At 66.3% G+C, this 22,424-nt stretch carries 27 protein-coding genes; 11 read left to right on the top strand and 16 right to left on the bottom strand.

Annotation, left to right across the window (positions count from 1 at the left end):
• Nucleotides 1-8 precede the first annotated feature (8 nt).
• Entirely contained in the window at nt 9-1,259 is a 1,251-nt protein-coding gene (locus HBE64_RS20355; RefSeq protein WP_371744207.1) for an Ig-like domain-containing protein, read from the bottom strand.
• A 149-nt stretch (nt 1,260-1,408) separates the two neighbouring features.
• Between HBE64_RS20355 and HBE64_RS20360 the strand changes: the two genes are divergently transcribed.
• Nucleotides 1,409-2,257 (top strand): NYN domain-containing protein, encoded by an 849-nt coding sequence (locus HBE64_RS20360; RefSeq protein ID WP_167106301.1) that lies wholly within the window; start codon nt 1,409-1,411, stop codon nt 2,255-2,257.
• Here HBE64_RS20360 and HBE64_RS20365 read toward each other — a convergent pair.
• Together HBE64_RS20365 and HBE64_RS20370 are read right to left on the bottom strand one after the other, a co-directional pair.
• Entirely contained in the window at nt 2,254-2,673 is a 420-nt protein-coding gene (locus HBE64_RS20365) for a hypothetical protein (protein WP_167106305.1), read from the bottom strand. The genes HBE64_RS20360 and HBE64_RS20365 overlap by 4 nt on opposite strands.
• A 94-nt stretch (nt 2,674-2,767) precedes the next feature.
• Nucleotides 2,768-3,319 (bottom strand): methyltransferase domain-containing protein, encoded by a 552-nt coding sequence (locus tag HBE64_RS20370; protein ID WP_167106308.1) that lies wholly within the window; start codon nt 3,317-3,319, stop codon nt 2,768-2,770.
• A gap of 59 nt (nt 3,320-3,378) precedes the next feature.
• Between HBE64_RS20370 and HBE64_RS20375 the strand changes: the two genes are divergently transcribed.
• Nucleotides 3,379-4,326, top strand: coding sequence for a cyclopropane mycolic acid synthase family methyltransferase (locus HBE64_RS20375; protein ID WP_167106311.1), 948 nt, complete (start codon nt 3,379-3,381; stop codon nt 4,324-4,326).
• Between the two features lie 17 nt (nt 4,327-4,343).
• Nucleotides 4,344-5,228 (top strand): cyclopropane mycolic acid synthase family methyltransferase, encoded by an 885-nt coding sequence (locus tag HBE64_RS20380; RefSeq protein ID WP_167106314.1) that lies wholly within the window; start codon nt 4,344-4,346, stop codon nt 5,226-5,228.
• Here the strand turns inward: HBE64_RS20380 and HBE64_RS20385 are convergent, their stop codons facing one another.
• The gene (locus HBE64_RS20385) at nt 5,229-6,464 is read right to left on the bottom strand and encodes a KasA/KasB family beta-ketoacyl-ACP synthase (protein WP_167106317.1); all 1,236 of its coding nucleotides are present in this window, start codon (nt 6,462-6,464) and stop codon (nt 5,229-5,231) included.
• A 104-nt stretch (nt 6,465-6,568) separates the two neighbouring features.
• On the opposite strand from HBE64_RS20385, the gene HBE64_RS20390 reads away from it, so the two are divergent.
• From HBE64_RS20390 to HBE64_RS20400, 3 genes are all read left to right on the top strand, one after another.
• Nucleotides 6,569-7,552 carry an MDR family oxidoreductase gene (locus HBE64_RS20390; protein ID WP_167106320.1) on the top strand — a complete coding sequence of 328 codons (984 nt, stop codon included), beginning with the start codon at nt 6,569-6,571 and terminating at the stop codon, nt 7,550-7,552.
• A gap of 205 nt (nt 7,553-7,757) precedes the next feature.
• Nucleotides 7,758-9,074, top strand: a complete 1,317-nt coding sequence (locus HBE64_RS20395; RefSeq protein ID WP_167106322.1) for a DEAD/DEAH box helicase — start codon at nt 7,758-7,760, stop codon at nt 9,072-9,074.
• A 76-nt stretch (nt 9,075-9,150) separates the two neighbouring features.
• Nucleotides 9,151-9,354: a cold-shock protein gene (locus HBE64_RS20400; RefSeq protein ID WP_163806794.1), complete on the top strand. Its 204-nt coding sequence runs from the start codon at nt 9,151-9,153 to the stop codon at nt 9,352-9,354.
• Between the two features lie 60 nt (nt 9,355-9,414).
• On the opposite strand, the gene HBE64_RS20405 is transcribed toward HBE64_RS20400, so the two are convergent.
• From HBE64_RS20405 to HBE64_RS20415, 3 genes are all read right to left on the bottom strand, one after another.
• Complete coding sequence (locus tag HBE64_RS20405) at nt 9,415-9,924, bottom strand: DUF5994 family protein (RefSeq protein ID WP_167106324.1); 510 nt, start codon at nt 9,922-9,924, stop codon at nt 9,415-9,417.
• Nucleotides 9,921-10,079, bottom strand: coding sequence for a hypothetical protein (locus HBE64_RS20410; RefSeq protein ID WP_167096576.1), 159 nt, complete (start codon nt 10,077-10,079; stop codon nt 9,921-9,923). The genes HBE64_RS20405 and HBE64_RS20410 overlap by 4 nt, the downstream gene beginning before the upstream one ends.
• 90 nt (nt 10,080-10,169) lie before the next feature.
• Nucleotides 10,170-10,772, bottom strand: a complete 603-nt coding sequence (locus HBE64_RS20415) for a TetR/AcrR family transcriptional regulator (RefSeq protein WP_167106327.1) — start codon at nt 10,770-10,772, stop codon at nt 10,170-10,172.
• A gap of 117 nt (nt 10,773-10,889) precedes the next feature.
• Between HBE64_RS20415 and HBE64_RS20420 the strand changes: the two genes are divergently transcribed.
• Nucleotides 10,890-11,060, top strand: a complete 171-nt coding sequence (locus HBE64_RS20420; RefSeq protein ID WP_167106330.1) for a hypothetical protein — start codon at nt 10,890-10,892, stop codon at nt 11,058-11,060.
• Nucleotides 11,060-11,239: a hypothetical protein gene (locus HBE64_RS20425; RefSeq protein WP_167106333.1), complete on the top strand. Its 180-nt coding sequence runs from the start codon at nt 11,060-11,062 to the stop codon at nt 11,237-11,239. Before HBE64_RS20420 ends, HBE64_RS20425 begins: the two co-directional genes overlap by 1 nt.
• A 26-nt stretch (nt 11,240-11,265) precedes the next feature.
• Here the strand turns inward: HBE64_RS20425 and HBE64_RS20430 are convergent, their stop codons facing one another.
• Complete coding sequence (locus tag HBE64_RS20430; RefSeq protein ID WP_167106336.1) at nt 11,266-11,808, bottom strand: DUF5994 family protein; 543 nt, start codon at nt 11,806-11,808, stop codon at nt 11,266-11,268.
• Nucleotides 11,809-12,011: 203 nt separating this feature from the next.
• Between HBE64_RS20430 and HBE64_RS20435 the strand changes: the two genes are divergently transcribed.
• Nucleotides 12,012-13,211: a N(5)-(carboxyethyl)ornithine synthase gene (locus tag HBE64_RS20435; protein ID WP_167106339.1), complete on the top strand. Its 1,200-nt coding sequence runs from the start codon at nt 12,012-12,014 to the stop codon at nt 13,209-13,211.
• A 5-nt stretch (nt 13,212-13,216) separates the two neighbouring features.
• Here the strand turns inward: HBE64_RS20435 and HBE64_RS20440 are convergent, their stop codons facing one another.
• From HBE64_RS20440 to HBE64_RS20460, 5 genes are all read right to left on the bottom strand, one after another.
• A complete protein-coding gene (locus tag HBE64_RS20440; protein ID WP_208300513.1) occupies nt 13,217-14,020 on the bottom strand; it encodes a transglutaminase family protein in 804 nt (267 codons plus the stop codon).
• 75 nt (nt 14,021-14,095) lie between these two features.
• Entirely contained in the window at nt 14,096-15,574 is a 1,479-nt protein-coding gene (locus tag HBE64_RS20445) for a glycoside hydrolase family 130 protein (RefSeq protein WP_167106341.1), read from the bottom strand.
• Nucleotides 15,571-16,593: a glycosyltransferase gene (locus tag HBE64_RS20450; RefSeq protein ID WP_167106343.1), complete on the bottom strand. Its 1,023-nt coding sequence runs from the start codon at nt 16,591-16,593 to the stop codon at nt 15,571-15,573. Before HBE64_RS20450 ends, HBE64_RS20445 begins: the two co-directional genes overlap by 4 nt.
• Entirely contained in the window at nt 16,590-17,741 is a 1,152-nt protein-coding gene (locus HBE64_RS20455) for a glycosyltransferase (RefSeq protein WP_243841396.1), read from the bottom strand. The genes HBE64_RS20450 and HBE64_RS20455 overlap by 4 nt, the downstream gene beginning before the upstream one ends.
• A gap of 154 nt (nt 17,742-17,895) precedes the next feature.
• Nucleotides 17,896-18,669, bottom strand: a complete 774-nt coding sequence (locus HBE64_RS20460; RefSeq protein ID WP_167106348.1) for a GAF and ANTAR domain-containing protein — start codon at nt 18,667-18,669, stop codon at nt 17,896-17,898.
• A 434-nt stretch (nt 18,670-19,103) separates the two neighbouring features.
• Here HBE64_RS20460 and HBE64_RS20465 point away from each other — a divergent pair, with 434 nt between their 5' ends.
• A complete protein-coding gene (locus HBE64_RS20465) occupies nt 19,104-19,556 on the top strand; it encodes a DUF5994 family protein (protein ID WP_167106350.1) in 453 nt (150 codons plus the stop codon).
• Here HBE64_RS20465 and HBE64_RS20470 read toward each other — a convergent pair.
• From HBE64_RS20470 to HBE64_RS20480, 3 genes are read right to left on the bottom strand one after another with little or no spacing between them, the layout of a single operon-like run.
• The gene (locus tag HBE64_RS20470) at nt 19,553-20,716 is read right to left on the bottom strand and encodes an NADH-ubiquinone oxidoreductase-F iron-sulfur binding region domain-containing protein (RefSeq protein ID WP_167106353.1); all 1,164 of its coding nucleotides are present in this window, start codon (nt 20,714-20,716) and stop codon (nt 19,553-19,555) included. The genes HBE64_RS20465 and HBE64_RS20470 overlap by 4 nt on opposite strands.
• The gene (locus HBE64_RS20475) at nt 20,709-21,251 is read right to left on the bottom strand and encodes a ferric reductase-like transmembrane domain-containing protein (protein ID WP_167106356.1); all 543 of its coding nucleotides are present in this window, start codon (nt 21,249-21,251) and stop codon (nt 20,709-20,711) included. The genes HBE64_RS20470 and HBE64_RS20475 overlap by 8 nt, the downstream gene beginning before the upstream one ends.
• The gene (locus HBE64_RS20480) at nt 21,248-21,751 is read right to left on the bottom strand and encodes a hypothetical protein (protein WP_167106359.1); all 504 of its coding nucleotides are present in this window, start codon (nt 21,749-21,751) and stop codon (nt 21,248-21,250) included. The genes HBE64_RS20475 and HBE64_RS20480 overlap by 4 nt, the downstream gene beginning before the upstream one ends.
• Before the next feature lie 130 nt (nt 21,752-21,881).
• On the opposite strand from HBE64_RS20480, the gene HBE64_RS20485 reads away from it, so the two are divergent.
• The gene (locus tag HBE64_RS20485) at nt 21,882-22,340 is read left to right on the top strand and encodes a DUF5709 domain-containing protein (RefSeq protein WP_167106362.1); all 459 of its coding nucleotides are present in this window, start codon (nt 21,882-21,884) and stop codon (nt 22,338-22,340) included.
• Nucleotides 22,341-22,424 lie beyond the last annotated feature (84 nt).

Genomic DNA, 22,424 nt, shown 5'->3' on the forward strand with positions numbered 1-22,424 from the left:
CGGCTGGGCTACCTCAGTGCACTGCCTTTGAGCCAGTCGGCCCACGGCAACGTCCAATCACCGTTCTGCCAGACCTGCAGGGGCGGTCCCCCGGTGTTGCGCACCTCGACGACGTCACCTGGCTGGGCGAAGTCGTAGAACCACTGTGCGTTATCGCCGCTGAGGTTCAGGCAGCCGTGGGAGACGTTGGTATTGCCCTGGGCCCATACGGTGGCGTTGAGCTGGTGAAGATAGATGCCGTCGGAGCTGATGCGGGTGGCGTACGGGATGGATTCCCGGTAGCCCAGCCGCGAATTGATCGGCAGGCCGTAGGTCGAGGAATCCATGATCACCGGGTTCGCCTTGTCCATCACGGTGTAGACGCCGGGCGGGGTCCAGAACGACAGGGTCTGCCCGCCGATGGTTTCGGTACCGCCCATCCCCATCGAGGTGGGCATGGTGCGGATCAGCTTCCCGTTCTCGTAGACGCTGACCTGTTTGGTGGTGTCGTCGGCGACCGAGACGTGCGCGGCGCCGATGCGGAACTTCGCAGCGCTGTCCTGTTCGCCGTAGAGCCCGTCACCGAGGGGCACACCGTAGATGTCGGCTTTGACGGTCACCGAAGTGCCCGGCGCGTAATACTTTTCGGGCCGCCAGCGGGCGTTCTGGTCGTCCACCCAGTACCACGAGCCGGCGACCGGAGGTGAGGTGGTGACCGACAGGCGCCGTTCGGCGGCAGCGCGATCAGCGATCGGCTCGTCGAAGCGGGCGACGACGATGGCTCCGATACCCAACGTCGCGCCGTCGAGCGGCTGCCCGCCCGGCGCGGTCAGAGAGACCTCGGTCTGATTGCCCGGAACCAGGGTCTGGAATGTCGAGGTCACCGACGACGGCACGCCGCCAGGGCCGCGGGCGTCGACCGACAGTGTGTAGGTGCGCCCGTAACCCAGCGGCACGGTGGGCTTCCAGGTCTTGAAATCGGGGGTGACGACGCCGGGCACCGGCTTGCCGGCGTCGTTCACCAGGCTGACGCGGGTCAGCATCCCGGTCTGCGCGACGGCTTTGACCGCGGCCAGCGGGTCGACGTCATTGGCGCCGTCGGCCGGCGTGAGGGCGAGCGCAGCCGGGTCGTTCGACGGCGCCGGAGCCGGAACCTGTGCGGCGGCCTCGGCCCGGCAGTGCTCGGGGCAGTGCGGAGTCGTCGAGATCACCACACCACCGAGAACGGCCAGTACGGCAAGGACGGCGGCGAGGTAGGCACCGCGCGCACGACGACTCAAAGACACCCAGACACTCCAGTAGAAGGTCGGCCATTCCGGCCGGGAGCCCACCCGACTGGATGGGTCCTTGAATCATAGACGGGGCGGACGACACAAGGGTTCTGCGCAATAGCGCGTGCTTCGTCACAACATGGACAAGACTTCAGCACATGACCGAACCCGGTGCGGCCCGCGTCGCGGTGTATCTCGACTTCGACAACATCGTGATCTCCCGCTACGACCAGGTCAACGGCCGCAACTCTTTTCAGCGTGACAAAGCCAAGGGCCTTGAGCCGGCGAAGCTCACCCTGGCCAGGGTCGATGTAGGGGCGATCCTGGATTTCTCCTCGTCGTTCGGGACGGTGGTGTTGACCCGGGCCTATGCCGACTGGTCGGCCGGCGTCAACGCCGAGTACCGCGAGCAGCTGGTCGGCCGCGCCGTCGACCTCGTGCAGTTGTTCCCGGCGGCCGCCTACGGCAAGAATGCCGCCGACATCCGGCTGGCGGTCGACGCCGTCGAGGACATGTTCCGGCTACCCGACCTGACCCATGTGGTGATCGTGGCCGGCGACTCGGACTACATTCCGCTCGCGCAACGCTGCAAGCGGCTCGGCCGCTACGTGGTAGGCATCGGGGTGGCCGGGTCGTCGAGCAAGTCGCTGGCCGCGGCGTGCGACGAGTTCGTCATCTACGACGCGCTCCCCGGGGTGCCGGTACTCCAGCCCGCGGACACCGAGGAGAAGCCCCGCGCGAAGCGGGCCAAGTCGACCGAACCCGAGCCGCCCGACGGGCAGGCTGCCGCAACCGCGCTGCTGAAGCGGGCCCTGCAAATCGGCTTGGAGAAGGACGACGTCGAGTGGCTGCACAACTCGACGGTCAAGGCGCAGATGAAGCGGATGGACCCGTCGTTCTCCGAGAAGTCGCTGGGCTTCCGGTCCTTCAGCGACTTCCTGCGCTCACGCTCGGACATCGTCGAACTCGACGAGAGCTCGACGACCCGGATGGTGAAGCTGCGCTAGGCCGTTCGGGTCAGGGCGAACGGCGCGGCGATGCTGCCGGCCTTGCCGTCGCACACCCCCGGGTTGTAGATGCCGGCCCACCCCTGGAACGTCGCCGCGTCCCACGAATAGGTCATCAGCCCCGGATGCTGGACGCCGTCGTCACAGCTGATCGCATCGGCTTGCTCGACCTTGAGGATCCACGAGCCCACCGACCAGAAGGCATCGGCGTTCCAGGGCTGCTGGCCCGGCATGCCTGACGAGGCGACGTGGATGCACTGGTCGGTGTCGTCGGCGCACGGTGTCATCACCCAGGTCGAGGCGACGTTGCCGGCCTTGAACGCGAACGTTCCGACGACGTTGGGATCGGCGGCATGCGCCGGTGCGGCGAACCCCATCGTGGTGATTGCGGCAGCGACGATCAGGGTTCGCTTCATTGCGTTCCTCCCCTAGTGAAAGTCCCCGACCCGCCGATGATTATGCATGACGTAAATGGGAATCCCCTCACGCTGAAATTGACGGCGGCGCAGGTTAATTGGGTGCAGTCTCTCGCCGGGCGAGCAGCCATGCCTGCCCGTCGGCCTCCGATGCGGCCAGCACGTCCAAATCGGCAAAGGCGTGCTCCAATTCCCCTGCCGCCACCCGAAACGGCCCGGGATGGGCGCCGACCTCACTCAGCGCACTGATGGCCAGCAGACCGCCGGGTGCCAGCCGTTCGACGATCGCGGCGTCGAGCCTGCGGTCGCGAAACTTGTTGCAGACGATCACGTTCGCGGGCGGCCCGGGCGGAAGCCCACCGTCGAGGTCGAGCACCTCGAATCGGCACCGCCCGTCAACAGCGTTGCGCACAGCCAACTCTCGTGCGGCTGCGATCGCTACCGGTGACACGTCGACGCCCAGCACGTGCAAACCCCGGACAGCCAGCCACACCGACACCTCCCCTTGACCGCAGGCCAGGTCAAGGGCATGTCCCGCGACCGGAAACGCACTCTCGTAGGCGGCGAAAAGTCCCGGCGGACCCACCGGCCCCGGCTCACGGTCGGCATGTCTGCCGTCCCAGCGAACGCGATCCTCGTCGGCCATCTGATGACCGTATCGGGTGATTGGCGCCGAGCCGATGTGGGTACGCACCATTACGACCGATGACCCCTGCCTCGAGGACGAACGTGTCTCAATCCATTCCCCAGGCTCAGTCTCAGTGGCTGTCGAAGTCCGCATCCGCGACCCGCGGATCCGACAAGGACGAAGTCCAGTTCCACTACGACATCTCCAACGAGTTCTTCAAGCTCTGGCAAGACCCCACCCAGACGTACAGCTGCGCCTACTTCGAGCGCGACGACATGACGCTGGAAGAAGCCCAGATCGCCAAGGTCGACCTGGCACTGGGCAAGCTCGGACTCAAACCCGGGATGACGCTGCTCGACATCGGTTGCGGCTGGGGCTCGACGATCATGCGCGCCGTCGACAAGTACGACGTCAACGTCATCGGGCTGACGCTGTCGGAGAACCAGCGCCGCCACATCGAGGAGTACTGGTTCGCGAACTCGACGAGCCCGCGCCACAAGGAAGTTCGCCTGCAGCCGTGGGAGGAGTTCGACGGCAAGGTGGACCGGATCGTGTCCATCGGCGCCTTCGAACACTTCGGGTTCAACAAGTACGACGACTACTTCAAGAAAACCTTCAGCTGGCTGCCCGACGACGGCGTGATGCTGCTACACACGATCATCATTCCCGAGGACGAGGAGATCAAAGCCAAGGGTTTGCCGCTGACCATGTCGCGGGTCCGGTTCATCAAATTCATCATGGACGAGATCTATCCCGGTGGCCGTCTGCCGCTGGCGTCGATGGTCCGCAAGCACGCCGTCACCGCCGGGTACGACGTCACCCGTGAGCAGCACCTCCAGCCGCACTACGCCCGCACCCTGGACACCTGGGCCTCGAACCTGGAAGCCAACAAAGACGAGGCCGTCGCGATCACGTCCGAGGAGATCTATGAGCGGTTCCACAAGTACCTGACCGGGTGCGCTGACCTGTTCCGCAACGGATACACCGACGTCTGCCAGTTCACCTGCGAGAAGGCTGCAAAATAAAGGGGGGTTCGTCACTCATGACGCAGAGCAGGTCGGGCTCTACGCAATTGCGGCCCGCATATGAAGACGTTCAGGCCCACTACGACATCTCGAATGATTTCTTCGGGCTGTTCCAGGACCCGTCGCGCACCTACAGCTGTGCGTTCTTCGAACGCGACGACATGACGCTGGAAGAAGCCCAGCTGGCCAAGATCGACCTGGCGCTCGGCGAGTTGTATCTGCAGCCGGGGATGACGCTTCTCGACATCGGTTGCGGCTGGGGTTCGGTGATGAAGCGGGCCGTGCAGCGCCACGACGTGAACACGCTCGGCCTGACGCTGAGCCGCAACCAGCGCTCTCTGGGCCAGGAGGTCCTCGACGACATCGACTCGCAGCGATCCCGGCAGATCCTCCTGCGCGGCTGGGAGGAATTCGATCAGCCGGTGGACCGGATCGTCAGTATCGAGGCGTTCGAGGCGTTTCCGAAGGACCGCTACGCCGCGTTCTTCGAGATGTGTCACCGGGTGTTGCCCGACAACGGCCGGATGGTGTTGCAGACCATCATGGGCCATCCGCTGAAGCGCTGGCCGGAGATGGGCATCCCGATCACCATGAGCGACCTGAAGTTCATGCGGTTCATCGCCAAGGAGATCTTCCCCGGCGGGGCGGTGCCGTGCGACGACGACATCGCCGACTTCGCCGGCAGGGCAGGGTTTTCCGTCGAGAGCCTCAACTATCTGACCCCGCACTACGTCCGCACGCTCGACATCTGGTCGCAGCGGCTGGAGGCGGCCCGCGACCAGGCGATCGCCGCGACCTCGGTGGAGATCTACGACCGCTATCTGCGCTACCTGGTCGGCTGCTCGGACTTCTTCAGCCGAGGGGTGTCCGAGGTCGGCCAGTTCACGTTGGTCAAGCAGTAGTCAGGCGGCGCCGAAGACCAGGGCCGCGTTGTGCCCACCGAGGCCGAACGAGTTGGTGAGGGCGTATCGGTAGTTGCCGGGGCGCGGCCGGTCGACGACGACATCGAGGTCGATCGCCGGGTCGAGGTCTTTGACGTTGCGGGTGGCGGGCACCACGCCGTCGCGCAGCGCCTGCACGGTGAGCACCGCCTCGACCGCGCCTGCGGCACCGAGGGAGTGTCCCAGTGCGGCCTTGGGGGCGTACACCGCGGGCGTATGCCCGCGCAGTGCGCGCCGAATGGCTTGCGCCTCAGCCAGATCGCCGAACGTTGTGCCGGTGGCGTGGGCGTTGACGTGGTCGATGTCGCCCGGTTGCAGCCCGGCCAGCTGCACTGCCCTGGCGATGGCGTCGGCGGCCAGCGCTCCGGTGGGATCCGGGCGGAGGTCGTCGTATCCGTCGGAGTTGACGCCAACTCCCATGAGCCGGGCCAGAATTGGCGCCCCCCTGGCCTTGGCGTGTTGCTCGGTCTCGATCAGCATCAAGGCGCCACCTTCGGCCAGGACCATACCGTCGCGGTGGCGGTCGAAGGGTCGGCAGGCGCCCGGTGGGTCGTCGCTGTTCGTCGACAACAAGCCCAGCGCGGTGAACGCGGCCACCGGCACGGCCTCGACCCTCGTCTCCACGGCGCCGCAGATCGCGATGTCGGCCTCGCCCAGGACCAGACGCCGCCACGCTTCGGCGATCGCGCCGGCACCGGAGGCATCAGCCATCACGGGTGTGATCACACCGGCCTTGGCCTGGCGTTCCAGCCCGACCGCGGCGGCCGGGGCATTGGGCATGAACATCTGCACGGCCAGCGGGGACATGGCACGCAGGCCGCGGTCCTCCCAGTCGCCGTACTGCACCGCGATCTCCTCGGTGGTGCCCAGCGCGAGCCCGATCGACACGGTCAGCCGCGTCGTGTCCACCTCGGGTGCGCCGGCCTGGTCCCACAGCCGCCGGCCCAGCACGGTGGCCATCTTCCCCAGATAGGACAGCCGACGAAGTTCGACGCGATTGAGGTGTTCGTCGAAGTCCTCCTGCAGCGCGCCGCCGATGATCACCGGCGAGGAGTGCTCGCGGGTGAACCACGTGTCGAGCGGGCGGATGCCGCTGGCGCCCTCCAGCAGGTGCTGCCAGGTCTGCTCGGCGTCCGAGGCCAGCGCGGTGGTCGACGTCATCGCGGTCACCGCGACGTCGGTGCGCAACACACCCATTCCTTGCTCACCCCTCCAGTGGCGTCTTTGACGCGTGGGGTTCCCAATTGCCGCGGAAAGTAAGCCTGCGAGAATGTGCCTCTGGCGACGACGAAGGGACGACGGTGTTCTCCGGAATCTTGATCGACAAGGGCGAATCAGGGCAGACGGTCACCGTCGCCGACCTCGACGAGGCACAACTTCCCGACGGCGACGTGACCGTCGAGGTGGAGTTCTCCACCCTGAACTACAAGGACGGGCTGGCCATCACCGGCAAGTCACCGGTGGTGCGCAAATTCCCGATGGTGCCCGGTATCGACCTGGCCGGCGTGGTCACCGACAGCTCGCACGGCGAGTTCTCCCCCGGTGACCGGGTGGTCCTCAACGGCTGGGGTGTCGGCGAGACGCACTGGGGCGGCCTCGCGCAGAAGGCGCGGCTGTCCGGGGACTGGCTCATCGCGCTACCGTCGGCGTTCGACTCCCGCCAAGCAATGGCGATCGGCACCGCGGGCTACACCGCGGGTCTGTGTGTGGAGGCGCTGGTGAAGTTCGGCCTCACCCCGGATCGCGGTGAGATCCTGGTGACCGGCGCGACCGGCGGCGTGGGCAGCATCGCGATCGCGTTGCTCAAGCAGGCCGGGTTCAGCGTCACCGCCGCCACCGGAAAGGCCTCGGAGACAGACTATTTGGAACAGCTGGGCGCGACGACGGTGATCGACCGCGCCGAGTTGGGCGCCCCCGGCAAGCCGCTGCAAAAGGAACGCTGGGCGGGGGCGGTCGACACCGTCGGCAGCCACACCCTGGCCAACGTGTGCGCGCAGACCCGCTACGGCGGTGCGGTCGCGGCGTGCGGACTGGCTCAGGGGATGGACTTTCCGGCCTCGGTGGCGCCGTTCATCCTGCGCGGGGTGTCGCTGCTGGGTATCGACAGCGTGATGGCGCCGCGAGCGCCGCGGCTGGCGGCCTGGGACCGCTTGGCGCGTGACCTCGATCCGGCGGCGCTGGAGAAGATCGTGCGCGAGATTTCGCTGGGTGAGGCCATCGCCGCGGCAGGCGAGCTGATGGACGGCACTGTGCGCGGACGTCTGGTCGTCGACGTCAACCGCTGACATCACAGGGGTGATTTGGGCGCCGGCCTGCTATGCTCATCTCAACGCTGGCATCGCAACGCGCTGACCAGTACGTCGTGGAACACCTTCACTTCACCGGCCGCAAGGCCGAGTTCAGCTGATTGTGCCCCCGGGCACACAGTCTCGCGGCGATCGATTTTGCCTCCCGGCAATCTCGCCACCTCTTCATTGCCTGAAAGGCAGCATGACAACCGAATCAACTTTTGCCGGTCTCGGCGTGCCCGCACCCATGGTGCGCGCGCTTTCGGAGAACGGCATCGCCGAACCATTCCCCATCCAAGTTTCGACCCTGCCGGACACCCTGGCCGGGCGCGACGTGCTGGGCCGCGGCAAGACGGGCAGCGGTAAGACGCTGGCATTCGCCATCCCGCTGGTCGCCCGCCTGGCTGAGGTCACCCGACGCTCGTCGCGGCCGTCCGGCCTGGTACTGGCGCCGACTCGTGAGCTGGCCACCCAGATCACCGCGGCGCTGACCCCGCTCGCCAAGGTTTACGGCCTGCAGGTCACCACCATCTTCGGTGGCGTGCCGCAGAGCAGGCAGGTCAAGGCCCTCAAGGACGGCGCCGACATCGTCGTCGCCTGCCCCGGCCGGCTCGAGGACCTGATGCGCCAGCGGCTGATCACCCTCGACGCCGTCGAGATCACCGTGATCGACGAGGCCGACCACATGGCCGACCTCGGCTTCCTGCCCGGCGTGACACGTATCCTCGCGGCCACCCCCGGTGGCGGTCAGCGACTGCTGTTCTCGGCGACGCTGGACAACGGCGTCGACAAGCTGGTCAAGCGGTTCCTGCGCAACGAGGTCACCCACGCGGTCGACTCGGACACCTCACCGGTGGCCGCGATGACCCATCACGTGTTCCACGTCTCCGGCGTGGAAGCCAAGAAGCAACTGGTGCACACCCTGGCCTCCGGCACCGGGCGCCGAATCCTGTTCCTGCGCACCAAGCATCACGCCCGCAAGCTCGCCAAGCAGCTCAACGAGGCCGGTATTCCGTCAGTCGACCTGCACGGCAACCTTTCTCAGCCTGCACGTGACCGCAACCTGGCCGCGTTCACCGCTGGGACGGCACGGGTTCTGGTCGCCACCGACATCGCCGCCCGCGGCGTACACGTCGACGACGTCGAGCTCGTGGTGCACATCGACCCGCCGGCCGAGCACAAGGCATATCTGCACCGCTCGGGCCGGACCGCACGCGCGGGCCGCGCCGGTGACGTCGTCACCGTGGTGCTGCCCGAGCAGCGTCGTGATACCCAGGCACTGCTTCGCCGTGCCGGGATCGCGGTTGCGCCCGAACAGGTTTCGCATGACTCCGAGTCGGTCCAGGCATTGGTGGGCGAGGTTGCTCCCTACCAGGCACCGAAAGCCGTCGCCGTCGCTGCCCCGCAGCAGCGTCGCCCGGCACCGTCCACCCAGAACCGCCCGCGTACGGGTACCGGTGGTGGGCAACCCGGCCGTCGGCGCGCCCGCCGGCCTCGCTCCAGGGTTGGAGCGAACTAGATTTCACGCCGGCGATCGCCGATGTGAACACTGGGTGTCGCAAGTAGGCATCCAACTGATGAAAGAAGAAAGACAGATGGCACAGGGAACTGTGAAATGGTTCAACGGCGAAAAGGGCTTCGGCTTCATCGCTCCTGACAGTGGCGAGCAGGATCTGTTCGTGCACTACTCCGAGATCCAGGGCAGCGGCTTCAAGTCGCTCGAGGAGAATCAGCGCGTTCAGTTCGAGGTCGGCCAGGGCCCCAAGGGTCCCCAGGCGACTCGGGTGTCCGCGGTCTGATCGGACCACAGACCAACCAAGGGCTGGTACGGCTATGCCGTGCCAGCCCTTGGCATTTGGTCAGTTAGGCGGAGTGACCGCAGACTGCGCGCCACTGGCCTGCGCGGTCTGGGTGGCGCTCTGCGACTGGGCGGCGCGGACAACCCGGTCGGCGGCCTGATACTCGGGACTGTCCTGCTCTGCGATGGGGATGGACATGTCGGCGGCGCGACGCAGCACCATCATGGCCAATTGGGGTGTGGTCATATGCGGAATGACGAGCAGCCGCGCGCAGCCGAGACGACCGATCACCACCATGATCCGTTGACGGCTGTCGTTCCAGCGCATCTTGAGCAGCGCGGCAGATGACTGCGTGATCATGAGCGGTGCACCGGCTGTCGACGACCAGTTGATGTTGATGTCGACGATCTCGCCGAGTTGCGAATGCAGAGACTCGATGAGTTCAGGAAGCTCGCGGGCCATCGCACCGGTGTGCGGCCACCATGCACCGTCGATGTCGGCGCCGAGGGTTCGATTGAGGGTCAGGCGTACCGGGCTCGCGGTCCGTCGCGGCCCGCGCAGCCCGTTCACGACGAGGCCGGATCAGACGTTGGACGGTCGGAGTCGTCGCGGTCGGAGAAGACCGGATTCTTCACGGGCTCGCTGTCCTTGTCGTAGGCGCCGGCCTCGACGACCTCGACAGGCTGAGAAAAAAGGTCGGAATGTTGCATTCGCGGGCCCTTCACGAATAGGAGGGTAGATCCGCGGACGATTCACGAGAACGCATCACCGCTACTGACGGACCACCCTCGACACTACACCCGCAGGCTGAGACCTCAGCGTGCCGACGGTTCGATGATCTCCATGATCGTGGCCCCGACCGTGGCGATGGTGTTCTTGTCGCGGGTGGACAAAGTGAGGACGAAACCGCCCTGGATCAGGGCCAACACCGCGTCGGCGAGTTCATCGGCGGTGCGATCGCGGCGAATGTCACCACGCTCCTGGCCCGTGCTGAACAGGCGCGCCAACTGTCGCTTCCACAGAGCCATCTGAGCGGCCAATTGGTCCCGAAAGACGTCAGACGTCGCGGCGATCTCGGTGGAGAACTTTCCCATGAGACAGGCGTTCTGGAAGCCAGATCTAATGAAGCCGCCTGACAGATCCTTGAAGTAACCGGCCAGCTGGTCGGCAGTCGAAAGATCCTTCTTCGAGATCCACTTCGCGAATAGCTCGCCCTGGAATTGGGCGTAGCGATCCAGTACGGCTTGGGCGAATGCTTCCTTGGATCCGAAATGGTGGTAGAAGGAGCCCTTCGGAACGCCCGCCGCGGCGAGTACCGCGTCGATCGTGGTCCCGTGAAACCCGTTCTCATAGAACTGGTCCGCGCCGGCAATCAGCAGCCGCTCCTTGTGCGACAGGGTTGCTTGGTCGGCGGCCATGCCACCCAATATAGATGCTCCTGCGGTCCACTGGACCAAAACGACTAGACCGAACCGTCTAGACGAATTGGTCTAGACCGGTTAGTCTACAAATCTGACCGCCAGGAGAGGATTCGGATGACGACCAGCTACCCGCTCGGACATGCCGACAGCGAGATGACGAGTTGGCGATCGGTGTATCCGATTGCCGACCAACGTGGTTTGGCCAAAGGCGATCTGGCAGATCCCGATGCGGGAGCCAGCGTCGAGATGCCGCCGCTGATCTCTGCGTGGACCAGGAGGTCATGATGGTTGCACTGCCAGGTGTCGGCCTATCGCCCGCGCGCCTCATCGAGCGCCTGCTGGCACTGGTCCGGCCGATCGCCCACGTCAGCCGGGAGAACCGCGTGGTTCACCCGCAGTATCCGCCGAGACGGGAGAGCTTCGTCGAACAAGCGTCGATGTCGCGGGAGATGTACCGGCTGTGAGGTTGCACCACACGACCGTGACAACGTCAGAGGGCTGAAGGCTCTACGCCACGGGCCGTGGGTGCTGCCGCCCATGACAAGCTTTCTGCCTTTGCCGCCCGCAAGATGCACTCGGCTGTCTCCAGGATCGGACTGCTCTGGTCGGCGGCGGACAGGGGCATCGAGGCGGCCCGGCGCAACACCATCCGGCCCAATGTGGGTGTCGCGGAGTCCGGAATGACGAGCAGCCGGGCCTGGGCGGTACGGCCGATGACGAACACGAGCCGCTGGCGGCGGTCGTTCCATCCCAGCATCGACATCGAACCCGACGACAGCGGCTTGAGCACGGGAGCACCCGCGTTGGCGGTCCAGTTGAGCTTGATGTCGAGGATTTCACCGAGAGTGGACTTCAACGCGTCGACGAGAGACGGCAGCTCGCGTGCCAGTGAGCCCGAGTGCGGCCACCAGGCCCCGTCGATGACGCCGCCCGGGCACAGGCTCAACGAGATACGTACCGGGCTCGCGAGGCGGCGCGCAGTCCAGGAGTGCTTCAACAAAGACGCCGACGTGGATTCAATGGATCCGTCCATCTGAAATTCCTTTGGCGTTAGCAGGGCTGATCCCCGACGTATCAGCACAACACGATCGCCGCCAATGCGAGATGGACCTCTACGCAGACCCTACACCGGTACGGTCCGCCTACCTGCGCCGCTGCCGGGATACCCGCAGGGTGGCCGGGGCGTACGGTTGAGCAGACGGGTCCAACCGGGTCCCCCCATCAAGAGGGCCTGCAATGTCTGACGATTCCCATCACACTGCTGCACAACGCAAAGACTCGAGAGATCAACAACTTTCGCTGGGAGTCCTTGCGCACTCGCGCAAGGAGAACGAACACCGGCTGCCGATCCATCCGGCGCACTTCGACCGGATCGATCCGCAGTTGCGCACACGAATCTTCCTGGAACACGGCTACGGCGAGGATTTCGACACCAGCGCGGACGAGTTGGCCGGTCTCGTCGCCGGTTTCAAGTCGCGAGAACAACTGATCGCCGAGTGCGACGTGATCCTGCTGCCCAAGGTGCAGGCTGAAGATCTCGCGGAAATGAAGACCGGACAAATCGTCTGGGGCTGGCCGCACTGCGTCCAGGACACCGCGTTGACCCAAACTGCCATCGACCAGCACATGACGTTGATCGCCTTCGAGGCGATGAATCACTGGCATGACGACGGCTCCTTCGCGCTGCATGTCTTTCACAAGAACAACGAGCTCGCGGGCTACTGCTCGGTTCTGCACGCGATGCAACTGGCGGGCACGACCGGCAGCTACGGCCGGCGACTGCGGGCCACGGTGATCGGATTCGGCGCGACCGCACGCGGCGCGGTCACCGCCCTCAATGCGCACGGCGTCGACGATGTGCGGGTGCTGACCAACCGCGAGGTCGCCGCCGTCGCATCGCCGATCCATTCGACCCAGATCTTCCAGATGCGTCAGGATCCCGAAATCCTCGATCGGACGTGGGCGGACTCCCCGACCGGTCCGGTCATGATGGCGGACTTCCTCGCCGACAGCGACATCGTGGTGAACTGCGTCCTGCAGGATCCTTCAGCGCCACTGATTTTCGTCACCGACGACGAACTGGACGTCTTCACGCCCGGCACACTGATCGTGGACGTCTCCTGCGACAGCGGGATGGGTTTCAGCTGGGCACGGCCCACATCGTTCACCGACCCGGTCATCGAGGTCGCGCCCGGCGTGCACTACTACGCCGTCGACCACAGCCCGTCCTATCTGTGGAACTCCGCGACGTGGGAGATCAGCCTGGCGTTGCTGCCGCATATCGCGACGGTTCTGGGCGGCCCGGACAGCTGGAGCGGATGTTCGACCATTCCGCGGGCCATCGAAATCCGCGACGGGGTCGTCCTGAATGAGGCCATTCTGGCGTTCCAGCACCGCCAGGCCACCTACCCGCACCTGACCGCCGCCGCTCGCTAGGCCAGTTATCCGATCGACACCAGTTGGTCGATCGAATCCCTCGGCAGATCGCCGTCGACGATCGCCATGACCTCGAGCCAGGTCAGCGTGATCGCACCCTTGTGGTTGTCGAGGAACGCGGTGTCCGCCGCGTCGCGACCGGTGGCGATGCGCACCAGGGACTGCCGGGGTGCCAGCAGCGTCGGGTCGACCACCCGCCACTGCTCGTCAACGAACGCCTCGGCCACGGCATGGAAGTCCATCGGGTATAGGCCGGGGGCGTACACCGCGACGGCCCGGGCCGGAACGTTGACCGCCCGCAGCATCGCGACCACGAGGTGCGCGAAGTCGCGGCACACTCCGGCGCCGGCAAGCAGGGTGTCGACAGCTCCGTCGATCGGGTCGCTGGAGCCGGGTACATAGTTCAATCGGTTGCCCACCCATCGCGACACCTTCTCCAACAGGTCGGTCGAGTCCAGGTAGCCGCCGAATTCCGTTGCCGCAAAACCATAGAACTTGTCGGCCTCGGCGTAGCGGCTGGGCCGCAGGTACACCGACAGATCGTGCTCGGTGACCGGCGCCGGGTCAGTTCGGCCGGTGATCGTCGCCTCGTAGTGCACTTTCAGCGTGCCCACCGGGGCCTCGAGCTTGTGGATCCGGTTGCCGTGCGTGCCGCTGATCTCCAAGGCCGTGACAGGAGAACCGTTCAGCACGAACGTCAACGCCTCAGATACCGATGTGCCCGGGTGCGGGGCGACAGCGATCTGGAACTCCAACGTCGTCGGCTCGGTGATCTCGACTTCGAGATCCGATCCCACCTCTCGCCTCATACCGGACCATGATCCATGGCGGGCGGCTCAGCGTCCAACCGGGGAAGATCGCACACCACGGCGGCCGGCTGATTCTCAGCCAATGAGGGCAGCCAGCAGCTCGGGAAGTGGGGTGGTGGCGAATCCGATTGCGGCGTCGCTCATCCCGTATGGGAGCACCAGTGTGTCGGCGTGGACGATCGCTCCGCACGAGTAGACGACGTTGGGGACGTAACCGTCGGACTCATCAGCGGCCGGACTCAGGAGCGGCTCCCGCAGCCGGCCGATGACGCGGGTCGGTTCGTCGAGATCAAGCAGTAGCGCGCCGATGTGATACGTGCGCATCGGGCCGACACCATGCGTCAAAACCAGCCAGCCGTATTCGGTTTCAATGGGCGCTCCGCAGTTGCCGAGTTGCAGGATCTCCCACGGCTGCGCCGGTCGCTGGATCTCGATGGGGTTTGTCCACACGTACGGCCGGTCGGAGTAGGCGATCGCGTTGGTCTCCCGGCCGGCCCTCGACAAGGCGGCATAACGCCCGTTGACGCGGCGCGGGAAGAGTGCGAGACCTTTGTTCGCCGCGGCCGATCCGACGATCGGCCGCGAGGTGAACGATTGGAAATCGTGGGTTTCCAGCAGTTGCTGGGTGATATTGGAACCGTTGTAGGCGGTGTAGGTGGCGTAGAAGGTCACCAATCCGTCGTCGTCTACGAATCGGACGAAGCGGGCGTCTTCCATGCCGACTGCCTCCACGCTGGTCGACGGCCACAGAACACGTTCCGAGAGCGGTATCCGATTCCGGAACTCGAGGGCGTAGTAGCGGGCGGCGATCGACCTGATCTGCGAGATGGTGGCCTGGGCATGGCCGCGCGTGCGCCGGTGCGATTGCAGCCGGGCGAGTTGGTCGTCGAGGTCGGCCCGGGTGAAGCGGTCACCGAGGGCTCCGAACACATACTCGGCCGCCTCCCCCACGTCGTCGAGTCGGGCCAACTCGGCACGAAACGTTGCGGCATCGAGAAGAGCAGGCCCGGTCCAGCCAATCGTGGCCAGCGCGACCGGGCGATCGATTCGAGGGTTACCTCGCGAATCGATCACCCCGCTGCGAAAGCCGATCGAGGAGATGTGTCCTTCCCCGATGCTGCGCACGCTCATAACGAATCTCAGATCACCCGCGGGCAACCCGGACTGATCGGGGTCGGCCACGATACTGGGATTGCACAGCGCCGCCCCTTCGATCGCATACTCGCTTGTGAAGACGGCTCCCAGCAACAACATCCTTGCGTCGGAGAGGGTTTCGCCAGGGCCGAGTCGGTCCGTGAGTTCGCGTGCATGCTGACGGAAGGTGCCTGCCAGATCCCGGTGTCGCCGGTCGAATCGGGTGATGACGTCGTCCAGCTCGACCAGCACGTCCTCCTCCGCCAGAGCTAGAACTCGCTCGAGCACCAGCCCGGCACGGGAATCCTGGTGCTCGAATCCCTCCTGTCCCGGTACGAAGAGTCGGCTGATGACCCGCGCGGGGTTGGCGACGAGCCGCTGGGTGCTGCGGGTGGTGACCAACGCGGTCGTGGAAGTCATTGCTGCAGAAGCGATACGCGTCGGGCGTGCTGCAGCGTGGCAATGACGGCCAAGGTGGATTCCGCACCCTGGTTTTGGTTGACCCCGTCGGCGTGCAGCCCGTCGAAGCCGGCCCCGGTCTGGGGGTCCCACATCAGCGCATTGGCGTCGTTGGAGCCTTCGAACCAGGCCGCCGCTGCACGGAGCCCATCCGGCCAGGTTGCGCTGGCGTCGATGGCGGCTGCTCGGGCGCAGGCATCGGCGAGGGCAGCGACCTCGATCGGCTGCTGATCGAATGCGGGTTTGGGGTCGTGCGGGCCGCGACCGGCGACCGGTGTCGGTGACAGGTGACCGTCGCCGGTCTCGACGCCGAGTAGCCAGGCCAGCAGTTCGAGCCCGCGCTGCCACAGTTTGGGCGCCTCCAAGGCAACGCCTGCCGCGATCATCGCTTCGGCGAACACCGCGTTGGCGTAGGCGAGCCTCGGTTCGGGCCAGGGCCAGGCCGCGTCGCCGTTGGGCGCGGGAATCGACACGGCGTAGTCGGTGATCAGACTGAGCGCGGCACTGTGGTCGGGATACACCGAGATGACTTCGGCGGCGCCCAGTGCGGCGTAGGCCATCGCCCTGGGCCACGGCGAGCGGACCTTGGCGGCCCGTTCGAACTGGATCAAAGCCGACTTGCGGACCCAGGGGACGTCGCTGTGTGCGGCCGCGGTGCCCAAACCCCACAGGCATCGGCCCCAACAGTCTTCCAGGCTCGCCTCGTCCGCGAACTTGCCTGAGCTGTCCATCCGGTTGCGGCAGGCGCCGGTGAGAGCCTGCGCTTCGCCGAGGAATCGCAACGCCACCCCGGCGAGGCGATTGACGTCCCCGGACGGGTTGGGCTCCCGGGTGGTGACGACGAGAACCCTGGCCACGTCGTCGGTGCAGTAACCGTGGCTGGGGTCTGGCTGGTCGAGGAGGGCATGTTCGAACGTGCCGCGACCGTCTGTCATCCGGATCAGGTGGTCGAACACGGGGGCCGAAGCGTCAGCTGTCATACCGTCGCCGACCGGTTGGCGCGCAACCGATTAGCAAGCGCCAGATAGTCTGCGGCAACCATCGACCACGCCATGTTCGGCGCGATCTCGCGTGACCTCGCCGCCATCGCCCCGGCCAGACAGGGTTGGGTCAGTACGCGGCGCAGGGCCGCGGCCAACTCGGCGGGGTCATCGTGGTCGACGACGATTCCGGTACCGTCGCTGAGCAACTCGACCGCGTGCGGGAACCTGGTCGCCACCACCGGGCGGCCGTTGGCGATCGCATCGACCAACACCCCCGAGGTGACCTGGTCGGTCGAGTCGTACGGCAGCACCACCACTGCGGCGGACTGAACCAGCGCGCTCAGCGAGAGGCTCGAGCGGTAGGAGGGTTCGAAGTGCACCGAGTCCGAGACTCCGCGATCGGCCGCCCTGGCAATGAGTGACTCCCGATAGGCTTCCCCTTCGGCGGCAAGCACTTTGGGGTGGGTGCGGCCGGCGACGACGTATCGGGGCCGTCCCGGCAGGTCGCGCAGGGAGGGCATGACGTCGATGACGCGCTCGATGCCCTTGCCCGGACCCAGCAGGCCCCAGGTGAGCAGCATCGGGCGTCCGGACCGCTTCACCCGGGCGCCGGTCGCGACGGTGACACCGTGGGCGATCGTGGACACCTTGCGGGAGTCGACGTCGTAGCCGTGGCACAGGCGGTCGTTAGCCGCCGACGTCATGACGACGACGTGGTCGGCTGCGGCGGCGACGGTCTCCAGGACGAATTGCTGATGCGGCGTCGGCTCGGTGAGCACGGTGTGGAGGATGACGATCGACGGAACCCGCAGGCCGCCGATGAGCTCGATGACATCCTCGCCGTCGGCTCCGCCGTAGATGCCGTACTCGTGCTGGATGACTGCCACGTCGCAGGAGTTCAGCAGCTCCGCGCAGGCGGCGGTGGATGCGGGAGAATTGCTGACCAGTTCGCCGGCGACGGTGTCGTCATCGGCCGGTGTGCCGTCAGCGATGCGCACCACGGCCACGTCGACACCGTTGGCACGCAGCCCGTCGGCCAATGCCGCGCTGAAGAAGGCCAGGCCGCACCGTGTCGGAGGGTAGGTGCTGACGATTCCGACTCGCTTGGCTGCCCGAATGTGTTGGGGCGCAGCAGGATACGTCAAAGAAGAAAGGGTCGAAAGAAAATTCAAGGTGATCCCGCCTGGCGGTTGTCACCGGCGTGCCCGGCGTGAGCTGATGCTCGGCAAGTTCAGCAGCGGACAGCTGACTAATCCCGGGCTGGCTGGGTTACCAACTCACCCCATGTTACACCCCTGGTCACGGCTTCCGCCGGGCGCGGGCTCGACGCACAGCCTCGTCGACGACGCTGCGCGCAACCTCCGCAAGCTTGCGTTGCTCGGCTTGACTGATCGTCCGGAGCTGTTCGAGCGCGTCCTCGGTGCTGCGTCCGGTGCGTCCGCGGATGACTCCGACCGCCTGATCGATGATCGGCCGGGTGAGCAGGGTTGCTTGGAGCCGGTCGGTGAGGGCGAGCGCCTGGGCGAGGATTCGCGCGTTGTGTACAGCGACCGCTGCCGGTTTGGCAAACAGTTCACCGAGTTCGCAGGCGTGGCGGCCGAAGGCGTCCTTGTCGCGGGAGTACACGCAGATGGCGCCGAATACCTGATCGCCGACCGCCAGGGGCAGGGCCAGCACACTGTGGATGCCCGACCGTCCCGCACGGGGCCCGAACCGTGGCCACTGCTGCTCACCGCCCAGGGACCCGGAGCACACCGGGCTGCCCTGCTGTGCGGCGGTGATACCGGGCCCCTCGCCGAGGGTGACGTACTGGATGTGGTCGATCTGTTCGACAAAGGTGTCGCTGGCGGCTGACGCTTCGACCACGGGGCCGGTCTGCTCACCCCGCAGCAACACCACCCCCACACCGTCGGCATGCGGGATGGCACTCGCCGCGAACGCGGCCACTTCGGCGAGCAATTCGGGCAGCGGGCGGCTGTCGGCGACCAAGCCGGCGAGATCGGCAATACCGGCGCGCAGATTGGCGTCGTCGGAACTCGGTGATTCCTCGCCGTCTTGGCTCGCCCGGGCCATCGGATCAGCCTACGTCGACACCGTCACGGTCCCCGGCCGGGTTTTCGCGTGTAGCGTCTGGTGAACGGGACCTTGCCACCGGCCCCCTGATGAAAGGGCCCATAGTGTCTGACAAATCCCCTCGGCAGTCGATGTCGAAGAAGCCCGGTAAGTCGTTGAAAGAAAAAAGGGCTGAGAAGCGCGGCAAGAGCGACGGCACGGCGAGCGACCCGGTGCTCAACATCAAGCGCCGCTGATCCAGCGGCATTATTCACGCGAAAAATGTTGGCTTGAAATAGTTTTCGCGTTCAATCGGTCTGCACGTCAGGTCGAGCGGTTCACTTTGCCCCGGTGAGGGCGTAGAGTCGACGGTATCGGCGGTACGTCGCACACATCCAAAGTCGCTTCGTCGCTGACAATTTCGGCCGCCCGGCGGTCGGAGGCAGGAGCGTCTCGTGACGCCGACACACACCCGATCATCGCAAGGTTGGCAGCAAGCTCCTCCCCAGGAGACGCCCCGGCTGCGGCTCAAACCGAAAGCTCCCCTGACCGGTCGGGTCGACGGCGCCTGGTGGCCGCACAGCGACACTCTCGAAGACGAGGTTCCGGATCTGCTCGCGGTCCTGTCGGTCCGGCTCGGCCCGATCACCTATGTGCTCTACAAGATGACCGAGTGGGTCAAAGCCCCCGCCAAGATGCTGGTGGGCGATCGCACCGTGCGGCTCGCCGGCTACCAGCGCCAGCCCGACCACACCGTCGAGGTCCAGGGAATCGGCGGCGGCAAGGTCGTGCTGCTGGTGGTTCCCGCCGGCACCGAACCTGCCCGGGCACACGACATCATGATGGCCGCGGCCACACCGGATGACGCGTCGACGACCGAGGAGCTACTGGCACCGGCTCAGGGCTAGTCGCGCACCACGGCGTCGGCGGCGGTGCAGCGGTCGTGGTGATGCAGTTCGATGTCGACGGCAAAAGCGCGCAGCGAACTGCGGATCAGACGCGCGGAGCCGTCCGGGTGCCGGCATGATCCGCGCCCGTCGACCAGCCGCACGATTCGCCGAATCTCCTTGGCCACAGCATCATTGGCGCGCCCATACGCGAGTTCGTCGACCAGTTCCGCCAACCGTGGCAGGCCGTTGCGGCATGGCCCGCACTGGCGGGCGCTCTCGTCGGCCAGGTAGCCGACGATCTCGGCGGTGCGCGCCAGCCCGCACTCGGTGCGGCCCAGTGCGTGGATGATGCCCGCACCGGGGCTGGCCCCCAGCTCCTTCAGCCCGGCCCTGGACAACCGCGCTTCGGCAAAAGAATCTGCGAGAAGCCAACTTCCGTGATAGCCACCGACCAGGACCGCGGAGACCCCGCGTGGGTCGATGATGTCAGTGAGCGGTGTACCCGTCGGCACCTCGAGAACACCCTGATTGTCGACCGCACCGGACAGCGTCACCAGCATGGTGCCGGGTTCGTCACGGTCACCGACAGATCGGAACCATGCGGCGCCGTAGCGGGCGATCAGCGCGACGTGAGCCAGCGTTTCGACGTTGTTGACCAGGGTGGGACGCCCGCGCACGCCGGAGATGGCGGTGGGGACCACACGGTCGCGTGGCAGAGCGGGACCGCCCTCGATCCGACGGACCACAGATGATTCCTCACCGGCGACGAAGGTGTCCGGAGCCTCGATCACGGTGACCCGGTTCGGGCGTTCAGTCAGCGCCTTGGTGACCGCGGGTATCGCGTCGGCGTGCACGTAGAGGTACAGCTTGTCGGCGTCTACCGCCGCGGCGGCGGCCTCGAGGCCGTCGATCACCAGGTGCGGTGCGCGGGTCAGCAGCATCGCGTCCTTGCGGCTCAACGGTTCACCTTCGGCACCGTTACCGACGACCACCGGATTGGCCCCCGTCACCGCACCCATCTTGCGGGCGGTGGGAAAGCCTGCGCCGCCGCGTCCGGACAGTCCTGCTTCGGCGATGGCGGCGATGAGGTCGGGTCCGACCTTAGGCAAGGGACCGAAGTGGCTCTGGTGCGCGGCTATTCCGGGGCCCTGGGCACCTAGCAGTCTGGCGTCACGCATTGGCGTACTCGGTGAAGTTGGAGCGCAGGCGCCACACGACGCTGGCGACCACGATCAGAGCGCAGCAGCCCGCGAAGGCCAGGAACCAAATGCGGTCGGTGTCGGTGCCATTGCCGAGGGCATGGGCCATCGCGATCGGCCACAGGAGGTACGTGACCCAGTGAATGACCCGGAATACTTTGAGCCCCAGACGTTGTCGTAGCAGGCTCGTGATGATGACGATGAGGAGCACGTCGAAGGCGACGGTGCCCAGCCCCTGCCACAGCGGCCGGTAGGCACCCAGGAACGGCACGACGAAGTCGATGAGTCGAAGTTTGGCGTAGGGGTCCATGAACAGCAGGCCCATGTGCAGCAGCACGAGAAGTGTTGCGGCCAAGGCGACGAAGCGGTGCACGTCAGCGACGGCGAAGCGCGGCAGCACCACCAGCGGGCGCCCCGAGCGGGTGACGATGCCGAGTGCCACCGAGACCGTCATGAATGCGAGGGCGACGATGCCGTTGCCGCGCCCCAGCGCCCACAGGGCCTCACTGGTCATGACCCGCGCGAGAACGTGACGTGGGGCGAGAAGCTGTTGCCGCCGCCCGACACGCTGCCTCCGCCGGCCGGGACGTGGCTCTTGCGAATGGGGAACGCGGACTGCCCCGAGGAGGACGAGGACGACGGAGCCTGCTGCTGGACGGGCTCCTGCTGCTGGACGGGCGCCTGCGTGTACTTCGGGGTGTAGGTCTCGGCAGGGGCCGTGTATTGCGGGGTGTAGGTCTCGGCAGGGGCCGGCGCGACGGGTGCCGGCGCGGCCGGTGCCACCGGGTCGACGGGCGGCGGCGGCGGGGCGTCAGCCGGGGGTGCCGGCGGTGCCACGTCCACCGGCGGAGCGGGTGCCAGGACCTCAGGTGCCGGGGCTTCCGCGGCCGGCGGCGGCTTGTAGGTGTCGGCGTAGGCCAGGGCGGAGGCGCCCGCCACTCCGGCGACGCCGATTCCGGCCAGCGTCCACGAGGCGACGGCGGCCCGGCGGAATCCGGAACGAGGTGAGTTCATGTCCACGAGAGTGTCAGCCGATTTTTAGGACGCTCAAAGAACTCGCTATGTGCTCGCTAGGTGGTGACCAAAGGCACCAATGGAAGCTCTGACCGAGGCTTTCAGGTCGATTCGTGCCATTGTGGAAACTGTGAGCAATTGGGACGACACCAGCATCGAGTCCGGCGAGTACAGCGTCGATGACGACAACCAGCTGCAGCCGGAGGACACCCTGGTCGACCGCGGCGTCGACGACATCCTTGACGAGGGAATCTCCCCGCCGGAGCGGCCCTATGCCAAGGCGGTGCTCGACCATCCCGGCAGGGAGACCCTCGATGAGCTGCTGGCCGAGGAAGAGCCCGATCCGCTGTCGCGACTGAACAACGTGCTCGACGAGTTCGAGCAGGACCGCTCCGACGACTCCGAGCGCGTATCCGAGTTCCCGCAGGACGACGAGGTGGGCCGCGCCCGTTCGGGCCGGCTGGTGGCCTCGAACCTCGGATCCGGTGAGGACGATGACGCCGAGTTGTTCGCCGCCGACGTCGGGATCGACGGTGGCGCGGCCTCGGCCGAAGAGGCCGCCATGCACATCATCAGCGACGAGGACTAGTACCGAGTCGTTCGGCCGTGCAGCCAATAGCGCGGTACGGTCGATGAGGCTGACGCAGCAGCCTCGCGGCAACGTCACGGTGGC

The organism is Mycobacterium sp. DL592 (assembly GCF_011694515.1).
Classification (GTDB): domain Bacteria; phylum Actinomycetota; class Actinomycetes; order Mycobacteriales; family Mycobacteriaceae; genus Mycobacterium.

Excerpts from the sequence above, each read along its gene's own strand:
- HBE64_RS20375 (WP_167106311.1), top strand. The coding sequence starts at position 3,379 with ATGACCCCTGCCTCGAGGACGAACGTGTCTCAATCCATTCCCCAGGCT.
- HBE64_RS20400 (WP_163806794.1), top strand. The coding sequence starts at position 9,151 with ATGGCACAGGGAACTGTGAAATGGTTCAACGGCGAAAAGGGCTTCGGC.
- HBE64_RS20445 (WP_167106341.1), bottom strand. The coding sequence starts at position 15,574 with ATGACTTCCACGACCGCGTTGGTCACCACCCGCAGCACCCAGCGGCTC.
- HBE64_RS20415 (WP_167106327.1), bottom strand. The coding sequence starts at position 10,772 with ATGGCCGCCGACCAAGCAACCCTGTCGCACAAGGAGCGGCTGCTGATT.
- HBE64_RS20420 (WP_167106330.1), top strand. The coding sequence starts at position 10,890 with ATGACGACCAGCTACCCGCTCGGACATGCCGACAGCGAGATGACGAGT.
- HBE64_RS20380 (WP_167106314.1), top strand. The coding sequence starts at position 4,344 with ATGACGCAGAGCAGGTCGGGCTCTACGCAATTGCGGCCCGCATATGAA.
- HBE64_RS20395 (WP_167106322.1), top strand. The coding sequence starts at position 7,758 with ATGACAACCGAATCAACTTTTGCCGGTCTCGGCGTGCCCGCACCCATG.
- HBE64_RS20425 (WP_167106333.1), top strand. The coding sequence starts at position 11,060 with ATGGTTGCACTGCCAGGTGTCGGCCTATCGCCCGCGCGCCTCATCGAG.
- HBE64_RS20435 (WP_167106339.1), top strand. The coding sequence starts at position 12,012 with ATGTCTGACGATTCCCATCACACTGCTGCACAACGCAAAGACTCGAGA.
- HBE64_RS20385 (WP_167106317.1), bottom strand. The coding sequence starts at position 6,464 with ATGGGTGTGTTGCGCACCGACGTCGCGGTGACCGCGATGACGTCGACC.
- HBE64_RS20360 (WP_167106301.1), top strand. The coding sequence starts at position 1,409 with ATGACCGAACCCGGTGCGGCCCGCGTCGCGGTGTATCTCGACTTCGAC.
- HBE64_RS20450 (WP_167106343.1), bottom strand. The coding sequence starts at position 16,593 with ATGACAGCTGACGCTTCGGCCCCCGTGTTCGACCACCTGATCCGGATG.
- HBE64_RS20430 (WP_167106336.1), bottom strand. The coding sequence starts at position 11,808 with ATGGACGGATCCATTGAATCCACGTCGGCGTCTTTGTTGAAGCACTCC.
- HBE64_RS20480 (WP_167106359.1), bottom strand. The coding sequence starts at position 21,751 with ATGAACTCACCTCGTTCCGGATTCCGCCGGGCCGCCGTCGCCTCGTGG.
- HBE64_RS20470 (WP_167106353.1), bottom strand. The coding sequence starts at position 20,716 with ATGCGTGACGCCAGACTGCTAGGTGCCCAGGGCCCCGGAATAGCCGCG.
- HBE64_RS20440 (WP_208300513.1), bottom strand. The coding sequence starts at position 14,020 with ATGAGGCGAGAGGTGGGATCGGATCTCGAAGTCGAGATCACCGAGCCG.
- HBE64_RS20475 (WP_167106356.1), bottom strand. The coding sequence starts at position 21,251 with ATGACCAGTGAGGCCCTGTGGGCGCTGGGGCGCGGCAACGGCATCGTC.
- HBE64_RS20365 (WP_167106305.1), bottom strand. The coding sequence starts at position 2,673 with ATGAAGCGAACCCTGATCGTCGCTGCCGCAATCACCACGATGGGGTTC.
- HBE64_RS20370 (WP_167106308.1), bottom strand. The coding sequence starts at position 3,319 with ATGGCCGACGAGGATCGCGTTCGCTGGGACGGCAGACATGCCGACCGT.
- HBE64_RS20460 (WP_167106348.1), bottom strand. The coding sequence starts at position 18,669 with ATGGCCCGGGCGAGCCAAGACGGCGAGGAATCACCGAGTTCCGACGAC.